The organism is Corticicoccus populi (assembly GCF_042686195.1).
Taxonomy (GTDB): domain Bacteria; phylum Bacillota; class Bacilli; order Staphylococcales; family Salinicoccaceae; genus Corticicoccus; species Corticicoccus populi.
Map to the genome: position 1 here is coordinate 77,305 of NZ_JBHUOQ010000003.1, position 12,907 is coordinate 90,211.

12 protein-coding genes are annotated in these 12,907 nt (G+C 43.1%); 10 read left to right on the top strand and 2 right to left on the bottom strand.

Annotation, left to right across the window (positions count from 1 at the left end; all coding sequences use genetic code 11):
- Window positions 1-66: 66 nt before the first annotated feature.
- Window positions 67-294, bottom strand: coding sequence for a hypothetical protein (locus ACFSX4_RS08695; protein WP_377773664.1), 228 nt, complete (start codon window positions 292-294; stop codon window positions 67-69).
- A 240-nt stretch (window positions 295-534) separates the two neighbouring features.
- The gene (gene hemQ, locus ACFSX4_RS08700; protein WP_377773666.1) at window positions 535-1,281 is read right to left on the bottom strand and encodes a hydrogen peroxide-dependent heme synthase; all 747 of its coding nucleotides are present in this window, start codon (window positions 1,279-1,281) and stop codon (window positions 535-537) included.
- Window positions 1,282-1,422: 141 nt separating this feature from the next.
- On the opposite strand from hemQ, the gene pta reads away from it, so the two are divergent.
- The 10 genes from pta to iadA all read left to right on the top strand — a co-directional run bounded on the left by pta (window position 1,423) and on the right by iadA (window position 12,906).
- Window positions 1,423-2,409, top strand: a complete 987-nt coding sequence (gene pta / locus ACFSX4_RS08705; RefSeq protein WP_377773668.1) for a phosphate acetyltransferase — start codon at window positions 1,423-1,425, stop codon at window positions 2,407-2,409.
- Window positions 2,402-3,223 (top strand): lipoate--protein ligase family protein, encoded by an 822-nt coding sequence (locus ACFSX4_RS08710; RefSeq protein WP_377773670.1) that lies wholly within the window; start codon window positions 2,402-2,404, stop codon window positions 3,221-3,223. The genes pta and ACFSX4_RS08710 overlap by 8 nt, the downstream gene beginning before the upstream one ends.
- Window positions 3,224-3,384: 161 nt before the next feature.
- The gene (locus tag ACFSX4_RS08715; RefSeq protein ID WP_377773672.1) at window positions 3,385-4,560 is read left to right on the top strand and encodes an MFS transporter; all 1,176 of its coding nucleotides are present in this window, start codon (window positions 3,385-3,387) and stop codon (window positions 4,558-4,560) included.
- 93 nt (window positions 4,561-4,653) lie between these two features.
- Window positions 4,654-5,958 (top strand): HD domain-containing protein, encoded by a 1,305-nt coding sequence (locus ACFSX4_RS08720; RefSeq protein WP_377774008.1) that lies wholly within the window; start codon window positions 4,654-4,656, stop codon window positions 5,956-5,958.
- Window positions 5,959-5,969: 11 nt separating this feature from the next.
- Window positions 5,970-6,494, top strand: a complete 525-nt coding sequence (locus ACFSX4_RS08725) for a YwhD family protein (RefSeq protein WP_377773674.1) — start codon at window positions 5,970-5,972, stop codon at window positions 6,492-6,494.
- 191 nt (window positions 6,495-6,685) lie between these two features.
- The gene (locus ACFSX4_RS08730; RefSeq protein WP_377773676.1) at window positions 6,686-7,084 is read left to right on the top strand and encodes a DUF1934 family protein; all 399 of its coding nucleotides are present in this window, start codon (window positions 6,686-6,688) and stop codon (window positions 7,082-7,084) included.
- A gap of 3 nt (window positions 7,085-7,087) precedes the next feature.
- Window positions 7,088-8,734, top strand: a complete 1,647-nt coding sequence (argS, locus tag ACFSX4_RS08735; protein ID WP_377773678.1) for an arginine--tRNA ligase — start codon at window positions 7,088-7,090, stop codon at window positions 8,732-8,734.
- Window positions 8,735-8,754: 20 nt separating this feature from the next.
- Entirely contained in the window at window positions 8,755-9,726 is a 972-nt protein-coding gene (locus ACFSX4_RS08740) for an ABC transporter substrate-binding protein (protein ID WP_377773680.1), read from the top strand.
- A gap of 79 nt (window positions 9,727-9,805) precedes the next feature.
- Window positions 9,806-11,758: a prolyl oligopeptidase family serine peptidase gene (locus tag ACFSX4_RS08745; protein WP_377773682.1), complete on the top strand. Its 1,953-nt coding sequence runs from the start codon at window positions 9,806-9,808 to the stop codon at window positions 11,756-11,758.
- Complete coding sequence (gene iadA, locus ACFSX4_RS08750) at window positions 11,755-12,906, top strand: beta-aspartyl-peptidase (protein ID WP_377773684.1); 1,152 nt, start codon at window positions 11,755-11,757, stop codon at window positions 12,904-12,906. Before ACFSX4_RS08745 ends, iadA begins: the two co-directional genes overlap by 4 nt.
- The last annotated feature ends 1 nt before the right edge of the window (window position 12,907 follow it).

The window sequence follows — 12,907 nt, forward strand, 5'->3', positions numbered from 1 at the left end:
GACAAAGAAGCCCTTTCCGTAAGCGGAAGGGCTTCTTTTTAAAGGAGTATTCTCAATATTTAAAGGCTATTTTTTCTCTTTTTCAAATTCCCGCTTCAACTGATGGTATTCTTTAAATTCCCTGAAAGAAATCCACATGATAAACAGGCCGAGAAGAAGCATTAAATAGCCGAACAAATCTCCTGTATCACTGATAAAAACAACACCCGTAACAAGGAGTGCGACACCGACCAGTGCGGATGCCGAACCGGTAAATATCAGTATCATCCGTTTCTGCTTATTTTTTGAAAACATAATTATAAACGCCTCTTCCATTTTCAGAAACTGTAAAGAAACCCGCCGGTTAAGACGGGTTCCATTTTATTTCTTTTTCCCGCTGTAGCGGTTTAATACTTTCTTTAAAATAATCGGTGCAAGAATAACTGCAGCGCGTTTCAGTAATTTACCCATAAACAACCACCCCCACAAAATCCATACGATTCGAAGTTGATTAATTATAACCGATATAGAGATAAATTAAACGTATAAAGCATTTTATTTAAAGAATGCATCAAGAGATTCATCCGGCAGGTGAACACCGACGTAGAAATCCCCGAAAACGCCGTAGCGTGCAGATACTTCGTCAAATCTCATCTCGTAAATGATGTTTTTAAACTCAAGCATATCATCTGAGAATAAAGTGACACCCCACTCATACTCATCGAGGCCTTGGGACCCTGTGATAAACTGCTTGATTTTCCCGGCATAGGAACGGCCGATTTTACTGTGGTCATACATTAATTTACTGCGTTCTTCCATGGAAAGCATATACCAGTTATCATCGAGGTCGCGTTTTTTATCCATTGGATAGAAACAGATATATTTTGATTTTGGTACTTCAGGATACAGTCTTGCACGGACGAACGGGTTCTCATACGGATCGCCGTCGGAACCTTTGGCAAGATAGGAACTTAATTCAACAATGGATACATATGAATACGCAGGAATCAGGAAGTCGGCAACTTTCAGCTTGTTGAATTCCAGTTCAAGTGCATTCAGTTCATCGATTGTCGGACGCAGCATCCACAAAATCAGGTCTGCTTTCTGGCCGGTGATGTTGTAAAAGGCGTAGCTGCCTTCATTTTTTTGATGAACTTCCTCTTCACGGGCTAAAAAACCTTTCAGCTCATTGATGAGCACATCTTTTTCACTGTCTTCAAGTAATTTAAAAGATGCCCAGTCCACTTTGTATAATAAGTGCAGACTGTACCAGCCGTCTAATGTATTTACTGCTTCACTCATTTTTTGTAACCCTCTTTCAATAAAAATTATCTACAGTACTATTCTACTTGATAAGAAAACGTTTTAAAAGTGAATAGGGGTGAAATAATGTGACAAAACAGTTATAATAAGCACGTATATCGCGATATCAAGGAGGATATTATGAGTCAATTTTTGAACAGCCTTAAGGCAAACCTGGAAGGGCAGAACGTTAAAATCGTACTACCGGAAGGTACGGATGCACGTATCCTGAATGCGGCAGTCGAATTAAACAATACAACGTATGTCCACCCCATAGTTCTGGGTGATAAAAGTGAGATTGAACAATTAGCACAAAACGAGGGACTCAACTTAGAAGGACTTGAAATCATTAACCCTGAATCATGCAGTGACAAACAGGAACTTGTGGATGAGTTCGTTGCACGGCGTAAAGGGAAAGTGACAGCAGAGCAGGCAGACGACATTTTAAATGATGTGAATTATTTTGGAACAATGCTTGTGTATACAGGTAAAGCGGATGGTCTCGTATCCGGCGCTGTACATTCTACCCCGAATACAGTACGTCCGGCACTGCAGATTATTAAAACGAAACCGGGTGTGTCCAGAACAAGCGGTGTATTCTTCATGCTTCGTGATGATGAACTGTATGTGATGGGTGACTGCGCAATCAACCCTGTGCTGAATGCAGAAGAACTTGCGGAAGTGGCAGTGGAAACTGCGAAAACAGCGATTGATTTTAACATGGAGCCCCGTGTTGCGATGCTCAGCTTTTCTACAAAAGGCTCGGCTAAAACTGAAGAAACAGAACGTGTCAGACTGGCTGCACAGTATGCGAAAGAAAAGTATCCTGAAGTGCCGATTGACGGTGAGTTTCAATTTGATGCTGCATTTGTACCAAGTGTGGCAGAGAAAAAAGCACCGGATTCAGAGATTAAGGGAGATGCGAATGTATTTATCTTCCCGACACTTGAAGCAGGAAATATCGGTTATAAAATTGCTCAGCGTCTTGGCGGGTTCGAAGCGTACGGACCGATTCTTCAAGGTCTGAACAAGCCTGTGAATGACTTATCCCGCGGCTGTACGACAGATGAAGTGTTCAATCTGGCACTCTTCACTGCAACGCAGGCATTATCAGAGAAAAATGCATAATATATTTTCAAAGGACTGGGAGTACATCCCTGTCCATCAAACGCCGCACCCATATCACTCATTTGCGATAGATGATGTGCTGCAGGAAAAAGTAACAAAAGATGGTGTACCTAAACTTCGTGCATGGGTACACCATCCGTATGTTATTCTCGGTCTGCATGATGCAAGGCTTCCTTATTTGAAGGACGGCTTAAAGTATCTGGATGACAGCGGGTTTGATTATATTGTCAGAAACTCAGGCGGTCTCGGTGTGGTGCTTGATGAGGGTGTATTGAATGTTTCCCTTGTGATATCAAAGGAAGATTCTCCGATGATTGATGACGGCTATGATATGATGCTTGAGATGGTCAGGTGTGCACTGCCGGAATCGGACATCGAAGCATATGAAATTGTGCACAGCTACTGTCCCGGAAGTTACGATTTAAGTATCGGCGGACAGAAGTTCGCAGGTATTTCCCAAAGACGCATCAAGGGCGGCGCGGCAGTCCAGATTTACTTGTGTGTCAGTGGAAGCGGCAGTGAGCGTGCAAGTATTATGCGCGACTTCTATCATTATGCTAAAAAAGACAGTGAGACAAAATTTTCCTATCCCGACATTCATCCATCGGATATGGCATCACTGAACACGCTTTTAAATAAGACGTGGACGGTGGAGGATGTCCTTGAAAAAATGATGAATGTTATTCAAGGGGATATCACTATGCTGACGGATTTTTCTGAGGATGAGCAGGAGAGGTATGAAAAATCCTTGAAAAATATGAAGAAGCGCAACGCTTCAATCCGGGGCGGCATAGATGAAGATTTGACGCTCTAAATGCTCAGGTATTCAATGAATTAAAATGATATAATATTATGGAGAAAGATTTTATCCCTGTTTTCAGGAATGGAATCTTTTTTCTTGAGAATAAATATTTTGTAATTAGTTACCCTAAGTAATAAATATACAGCGTTTAAGTGCCGGAAGGGGAATGAAGTATGGCGCGGAGTCATGGTAAGAGTAAAATATGGACGCTTGAGTTCATTATCATATTTGCATTTCATTTTATTGTTATGTTTTCAATGTATTCCACTCTGGTGACAGTCGGCAGTGTGGCTATAGATGAATATGGTATTGCACCGAGTACTGCAGGGCTTGTGGCAAGTATTTTCATAGTCGGTGTGCTCATAGGACGTGCCTTGTCGGGTTACCAGGTGAACCGTATCGGAGCAAAAAAATTAATGTATGTCGGCACTGTGTTATTTTTTGCGACATACATACTGTACTTTATAGACGGCGGTCTGTATTTACTGGTAGCGGTAAGGCTTTTGAACGGCATCGCAACCGGTGTAGTCAGTACAGCGATGAATACACTCGCAACAATATCGCTGCCTGAGGAAAGACGCGGAGAAGGCATCAGTTATTTCAGTTTAAGTATGGTGATCGGTGCAGCAATCGGACCGTTTTTGTCATTTCTGCTCCTTGAGACAATCAGTTTTCACACGATGCTTTTGGGTGTCGGCATATTAGTGCTGTTGATGAGTGCACTCCTCCCTATGATTAAGGTGAATAACTTCCTGAGCGGGGAGAAGAGACGGAAGACGAAATTTGTCATGATTGATAAAGATGTCCTGCCGCTCGGCAGTTCAATATTGTTTATGGGCTTTGCGTATTCTGCGGTACTGTCGTTTTTAAATGTGTTTGCACAGGAAAGAGATCTTGTGACGGCTGCGAGTGTGTTCTTCATTGTCTATTCCGTCACGATTCTTTTGACGCGTCCTATGACAGGCAAGCTGCTCGATGTTCGTGGTGCCAATATTGTACTGTATCCGGCCTTTATTCTGATGGCGGTGGGTTTTCTTGTTCTCGGACAGGCATCAACAGGCACAGTGCTTTTATTATCGGCGGTATTAATCGGTCTCGGTTTCGGCAATCATCAATCGGTGTCACAGGCAGTCTGCGTGAAGATTGCGGACAGAAAAAATGTCGGTCTCGCAACGTCGACGTACTTTATCATGCTTGAGACAGGACTCGGCTTCGGGCCGTTTTTACTTGGATATATTGTGCCTTATGCCGGCTACGGCGGACTGTATCAATGGCTCGTTGTGTCCATCGGGATATCCATGGTGATATATTATTTTGTATACGGCAGAAAGGAACGGCGTCCTGCATAGGCGACCGTTTCGGAAATGTCTGACATAAGCCGTTTAAATTAAAGCATATCAGGGGAATATGATAAAATGATGTTTGAAAAGGAGGCGGCGGTTATGGAAGTTGAGAGCAGCTACCGGGATAAGCAGCTGGTTGAAGAAAAAGTGTTTAAAGACCCGGTGCATCGTTACATTCATGTGAGAGACCAGGTCATCTGGGACTTAATTAAGACAAAAGAATTCCAGAGACTGCGCCGTATTAAACAACTTGGTACATTGTATCTGGCATTTCATTCGGCCGAGCATTCGCGTTTTAACCATTCGCTTGGTGTTTATGAGATAGTCAGACGTATGGTCGCGAACTTTGAAGAGTATGAAGAATGGGACCACGGCAACCGTCTCCTGGCACTTTCGGCAGCACTTCTCCATGACCTTGGTCACGGCCCGTTTTCCCACTGTTTCGAAAAGATATTCCATACAGACCATGAAGCGTTTACGCGGGAGATTATACTGGGCGATACGGATGTGAATAAAGTGCTGTCCAGAGTATCACCGGAGTTTCCGGAGGAAGTGGCTTCAGTCATTAATAAAACCCATGAAAATAAGCTTGTCATCAGTATGATTTCAAGTCAGATTGATGCGGACCGGATGGACTATCTCCAGAGGGACGCCTTTTATACGGGTGTCAGCTACGGCACTTTTGATATGGAAAGGGTGCTCAGGGTGATGCGTCCGTCGAAAGATGAAATCGTCATTAAGGAAAGCGGCATGCATGCGGTCGAGGACTATTTGATGAGCCGTTACCAGATGTATTGGCAGATTTACTTTCACCCGGTCAGCAGAGGCGGTGAGGTACTTTTAAACCTGGCGCTGAAACGGGCGAAGTATTTATTTGAAAAGGGCTACGCATTCAAGCAGTTCCCGAAATATTTTATACCGTTTTTTCAGGAGAATATCACAGTCGCCGATTATTTGAGACTGGATGAAATGGTGGTTAATTTTTATCTTCAGGAATGGATTCATGAAGAAGATGAGGTATTGTCTGATTTATCGAATCGTTTTGTTAACCGTGAGCTGTTTAAGTATCTGCCTTTTGACGGGTCCGTGATTACTGAAAATGAAATCCGGGAACTGTTTATAAAGGCAGGCATTGATCCCGATTATTATTTCTTCAGTGACTCTTTTTCGGATATGCCGTATGATTACGACCGTCCGGGAATGATGAATAACAGGCGTCCGATACACCTTGTGAAGGCTGACGGCAGATTGAAGGAAATCAGCAGCCAGTCGGCGATTATTCAATCGATTACAGGAGTTAAAAGAATTGAATCGAAACTTTATTATCCGAAAGATAAAATATTGGAGATTGAAGATTTAAATGTGAAAAGCGAACTCATTAATTTATTAAATGAATTGGCATAGGAGTGATAAAAATGGCAGATGAGACAGAAAATAAAAAACCGGGTTTCCAGTTTAATATTATAAAAAATGATCCGCTCGACGGACACAGAGGGCAGAATCTCGGTGCAATCAGTCTTGAAAATGTGGCGCCGGTTTATGTGGATATTGATACACAGGAAGTGTTTATCGATATCGGCGGCCTGCACGCAAGGGCGGACGTTGAAAAACGTGTGAAGTGGGTCACGGATAAAAGTGAAGCGGAAGGCGAAGGCAGTAAAGAGTACTGGCTGGTCTGGGTCACAGTTGAACGGACGGAAACAGGACCTGTGTATCACGGTGTGACATCCTGTTATGAAATGGTCAACAAGTCGAAAAAGCGCGGTTACAAATTGATGCATGAACATGTGAACATGATGGATAAGTCGATGAAAGGACTGATTCAGCTGGACGGTGTTGATGATGAAAGTTTAGCGTCACTGAAACAGTTTTTAATGAATCATAATCCGGAGATGTGGAATAATTCCCGGGAACTGCAAAATGTATTAAAAAGTTACTGATTGAGTTGTGTCTTTTTTGTGTCTTTGTAAAAAGATGATTGCAGATTATTCAAATGAAATATAAAATGAATATAGTTATAGAAATATAACTGGGACACTTCAGGCAGGGGACACCCTGCCTGTTTTTTATGTTTAAAGCTAAGACCGTGACGCTGTATTATGTTATAATTTAGCTGATTGCGGGTGATAAAATGGAAAAGAAAATATCTCAATATAATTTGAGTCAGCAGGCGGATTTAAATGGTGAAACAGACATTTTTAAACAACGTGTGGAAGTGACGGAAATCGTACGGCGTGACCGGTATCTGACATATAAAGAAACGCTTGATGAATATGAAATCAATGTGGTCCTCCGGCTTGGGGAAGATTATGCAAAAATCCAGCGGCGGGGCATTATTAATATGAACTTTTATTTTGCTGAGGGTGTGCGGACGGATACTTTTTATGAGTCTCCGGCAGGAAAGCATCACTATCAGATAGAGACGGATAAAATTGACATACAGGATGACAACATTTGTATCGAATATACACTTTTTGACGGCGGGGATATCCTCGGAGAATATAAATATCAATTACAGAAGGTAGGATAGATTATGGATTTAAAGCAGAAATTACAGTCAGAAATAGCGGCAGCTGTTGAAAGAACAGGACTTGTTGAAACGGTTCCGGATGTAAAGGTAGAGGTGCCGAAAGATAAAGAGAATGGTGATTTTTCAACCAATATTGCGATGGTGCTGACTAAACAGGCGAAAAGAAATCCAAGAGAAATCGCAGAAATACTGACTGAGGCGATTGACAGAAATGCTGCTGACATTAAAGAAATTTCTATTGCGGGGCCGGGTTTTATTAACTTTAAAGTGGACGAATCTTCACTTACAGAAGTCATTTTAAAAGTGCTTCAGGAAAAGGAGAATTTCGGACGTACCGAGAGAGCAGAGAGTGAAAAAGTATTAATAGAATTCGTCAGTGCCAATCCGACAGGAGATCTTCATATCGGGCATGCGAGGAATGCGAGTGTCGGTGACACGCTCGCGAATGTCATGGACTTTGCAGGGTATGATGTGACGCGTGAATATTATATTAATGATGCGGGGAACCAGATTCATAACCTGGCACTGTCGATTGATGCACGTTATCAGGAGGCGCTCGGAAAACCGTTTGAAATGCCTGAAGATGGATATATGGGTAAAGACATTAAAGAAATCGGTGCAGATCTTGCTGCAAAATCACCTGAACTTTTGGAGCAGCCGGAAGAAGAGCGTATTGAAACGTTCAGAACACTCGGTGTTGAGTATGAAATGGCAAAGCTGAAAAAAGATTTAAGTGATTTCAATGTGAAGTTCGATAACTGGTTCAGTGAGACATCTCTTTATACAAAAGGCGAGGTGGAAGCGGCGCTGTCTAAGATGACGGCGAACGGCTATACCTTTGAACAAGACGGTGCATTATGGCTCCGTACGACAGATTTCGGTGACGATAAAGACCGTGTGCTGCGTAAGAGCGATGATACGTACACGTATTTAATGCCGGATATCGCATATCATTACGATAAAGTGGAGCGCGGCTTCGACAGACTGATTGATATGTTCGGTGCCGATCACCACGGTTATATTAAACGTTTAAAAGGATCCCTCGGCGCCCTCGGCGAAGATCCCGATATGCTTGAAATACAGATTATGCAGATGGTCCGTCTGATTGAAAACGGTGAAGAAGTGAAGATGAGTAAACGTACCGGTAAAGCAGTTACATTGAGAGAGCTGATTGATACTATTGGGGCGGATGCATGCCGTTACTTCCTTGCGATGAGAAGTGCGGATACACACTTTGACTTTGATATGGATCTTGCGAAATCTGAATCAAGCGATAACCCGGTCTACTATGCACAGTATGCGCATGCCAGAATCTGCAGTATTCTGCGCCAGGCGGACAGCCTCGGTCATACACTTGATACATCTGCGGATTTATCAGTCATTACGAATGAACAGGCACTCGATTTAATTAAAAAAATGGCTCAGTTCCCTAATATGATTAAAAGTGCTGCAGAATACCGTGCAACACAGCGTGTTGCGAATTACATTCAGGAACTTGCAAGTGCGTTCCATAAATTTTACAATCGTGATAAGGTGCTGAGCGATGATATAGAAAAAGTGAAAGCATACTTGCTGTTGATTGAAAGTGTACGTCAGACACTTGAAAATGCGCTCGGCATCATTGGTGTTTCCGCACCTGAAAAAATGTAAATCAGTCAGGAGAATTATTTATGAAACGTCTTTTTAGAGGATTACTCCTCATTGTTCTTGCTGTCAGCCTTTCGGGCTGCGGACTGATGGGGAACCAGAATAATGATGACTCAAATTCAGAACAGCAGACACCAACATCGTCTGATTCTGATTTGAGCGGCAGTTTGGAAGATGGCTCTGTAGATTATACAGAGTCATCTTCTGTACATAAGGATATGCGGATTATTTCACTGATGCCGAGTAATACTGAAATACTGGATGCCCTCGGTGTATCAGAATATATTGTCGGCATCTCATCAGTAGATACATATCCAAAACCGCTTGTGGAAGATGAAGACATTGCGAAAATTGATTCATTTGAATTTGATGCCGAGCAGGTTCTGGATCTTGAACCGACACATATCTTTTCCCATGAAACAAGCAGAGACATGCATGAAGGGGTACTTTCTGATATAGAAAAAGCAACAGGGGCAGAAATCATCTATGTGGAAGATGCAGAGAGCATTGAAGAGATATACGGTACTGTCACTGATATCGGTGAAGTGCTCAGCCTGCCGGAAGAAGCAGAAGAAGTGAACAGAGAGCTTCAAGAAAGTATCGATGATACAGTGCGTACATATGAGGATGAATCACCGGTGAGTGTGTTTGTGCAGATCTCACCGTACCCGGATGTTTTCACCGCAGGGGAAAATACGTTTATCGATGATGTCATCAATACAATCGGTGCGGAAAATATATTTACGGATATTGAAGGTTTCAGCCAGGTCAGTGCAGAGGGACTTGTAGACAGAGATCCGGATTATGTCGTGTCGATTATTGACGGTTATGATGCCGGACAGCTGGAAGCGGATGTCAATCAGTTTACATCATCAGAGCATTTAAGTATGAAAGACCGTGAACATCAATGTGCTTTGGACCCGGATACATTATCCCGGCCCGGCCCCCGTATCGATGAGGGGATGGAGCAGCTCGCAGCATGTGTGTTTGAATAATCAAAATTTAATAAGTGTCTCTAAAGAAAATTTTCCGCCTTAGTGTTAAACTAATAACAAAACTAAGGGGGAATTTTTTGTGACTAAAGCAGACATCAAAGATATATTTAAAATTAAATCAACAGCTTCTCCGAAAGCTGTCCCGAACTCTGAAGCGGTGACCTATCTGATGACTCAGATTGATGAGGAGAAGAATGATTACACCACACACCTTTACAAATATAATCAGCATGAGTCGGTTCAACTGACCTACAAAAACGAGCGTATCAGTAATGTCGATCATTCCAGAGACGGTGATGTGACTTTATTTATCTCAAAAGGAGAAAATGACAAACAGCAGATATTTCTTCTGCGTGCTGCAGGCGGCGAGCGTGAACAGTTAACACATGAAGAAGACGGTGTGAACAGTGCGTTCTTTTCAAATGACGGCAGTAAAATTTACTACCATGTATCCAGTGAACCTGAGAAAAAAGAAGACACTGAAGATGACAGACCTGAACCTGTAGTCATCGATCGGATGAAATATAAGGCGGACAGTGCAGGTCTTTTAAAAGAAAAGTATCAGTCGGTGAAAGTCATCAACTTAAAAAACAGAGAAACGGATGTATTATTTGAAGGCAGAGAAAATTATGCGCTGGAAGCGGTGATTGGCGAGGATACTTATATTTATTCGACGGATAAAAGTGAGGATTCCGATTTTAATTTTTCAGCTGAACTCTATATACAATCCGGAGACAGAGACCCCGAGCAGATTCCGACAGAAGGCGGATATGTTGCGCACGTGGATGTATCGCCGGACGATAAAAAGCTGCTCCTCACAGAGCACAGCCGGGAATTTGAAAATGCCACACACGGTACAGTATATCTGTACGATATTGAAACCGGCGGGAAAAAGAATTTAACAGGGCACCTGGATAAGCCGGTCGGTGACTATGTGGCACAGGATACCCAGCAGTCTGCTGAACTGAACCCGACAAAATGGATTTCCGAAGAAGAATTTTTATTCATCCTGTCGGAAGACGGGAGCGTCAACCTATATAAAGGAGATATTTCAGGCGGAGTGACGGAAGTATACAAGGGCCGTCATTATATTTACGGGCTTGATGCTGTTGAGATGCATGCATATATTACTGTTTCAACACCGACTCACCCAGGCGAGCTCTTTAAAGTGGATCTCCGGACACATGAAGTGACGGCACTGACTGCCCACAATAAGTTTTATGTGGAGGAGACTGAACTTGTCAGTCCGGAAAGTATTGCGTATGAAAGTACAGACGGTACGACAGTCCACGGCTGGTTTATGAAGCCGTCGGGCTTTAAAAAAGATATGAAATATCCCATGATTACAAATATTCACGGCGGGCCGCATGCATTTTATGCGAACAGCTTTTTCCATGAAATGCAGGTGCTTTCAGGTCTTGGATATGCGGTGCTTTATGTGAATCCGAGAGGATCGCATAGTTACTCACAGGCGTTTGTCGACGCGGTGCGCGGGGATTACGGCAACGGAGATTATAAGGATATTATGGCCGGGGTGGATTATGTCACAGGCAGATATGACTGGATTGATACAGATAACCTAGGTGTGACAGGCGGTTCATACGGCGGCTTCATGACAAACTGGATTGTCGGGCACACCAACCGTTTTAAAGCAGCAGTCACACAAAGAAGTATATGTAACTGGGTCAGCTTCAGAGGTGTATCTGATATCGGCTATTATTTTACGGATTGGCAGATTCAGGCGGAATTCAGCGATATCGAAAAATTATGGCATCATTCACCGATTAAATATGTCGATGAAATTCAGACACCGCTGCTGATTTTACACAGTGAACGTGACTTCCGCTGTCCGGTGGAACAGGCGGAACAGCTTTATATTGCGCTTAAATACCAGAAGAAGAATACCCGTCTCGTCAGATTCCCTGACGCCGACCACAATTTATCGAGAACCGGGAAACCGAACCTTAGAATTGAGCGTCTCAAGCATTTAACAGGGTGGTTTGAAGACAGACTGGAGAAGAGTGACGTATGATTATTTTAATTACAGATGCACATGTATTTAATCCGGAAGATAAGGGAATTAATGATGTCTTAATTGTCGGCGGTAAAGTGGTTGATATTTCCCGGGAAATAGATGTAGAACAGTATTTAAAATTAAATATACCGGTAAACATTATAGCGGGGGAAGGAAAAATTTTAACCCCCGGCTTCATTGACCCGCACGTACATCTCATCGGCGGCGGCGGTGAGGGTGGATATCACACAAGAACACCCGAGACACATATTACTGATTTTGTGAATGCAGGTATCACGACGGCTGTCGGACTTCTTGGCACAGATAAATCAAGCAGGCATCTGGAGTCGCTGTACGCAAAGACTAAGGCATTGACTAAAGAAGGTATGACAGCATTGATGTATACGGGAAACTATCAGCTCCCGGTACCGACGATTACAGGGTCGATTGAGAAAGATATTTATTTTATAGATACGGTTATCGGTACTGCGGAAGTTGCAGTCAGTGACCACCGCTCAAGCCAGCCGACAACTGAGGAACTGTCGAAAGTGGTTGCTGAAACTCGTGTCGGCGGCATGACGAGCGGTAAAGCGGGCGTCACTCATTTTCATACCGGCGGCGGAAAGAAAGGATTGAGTCAGCTTTTTGAGCTGCTGGACAACTATGATCTGCCGCCGTCCAATATTTATCCGACACATGTTAACCGGACAAGGAATTTAATTACAGAAAGTGCGGCACTAACGGGCCGTGGTGTCACTGTAGATATGACGGTGGGAGAAAACATTATGGAAGATGTCAGGGAGTTCATAAATGATGGCGGAAGCATGGATTTATTAACGCTGTCCTCAGACGGCAACGGAAGTCTGCCGGTGTTCAACAGTGACGGCTCTCTGTCCCATCTTGATGTGGCGAAGCCTGAAACACTTTTAATAGGTGTGGTTGAAATGTGGAAGGAAGGCGCAGTGCCTTTTGAAACGATACTGAAAACAGTGACCGTGAACACAGCAGAAGTGCTGCAGCTTCCGGATAAGGGCAGAGTCTCTCCTATGTATGATGCGGATGTATTACTGTTTGATTCTGACTATCAGCTGGATACAGTAATCGCAGGCGGTGAGGTATTAAAGCAGTACGGGAGCACAATAGTTAAAGGGACATTCAGTAAATAAA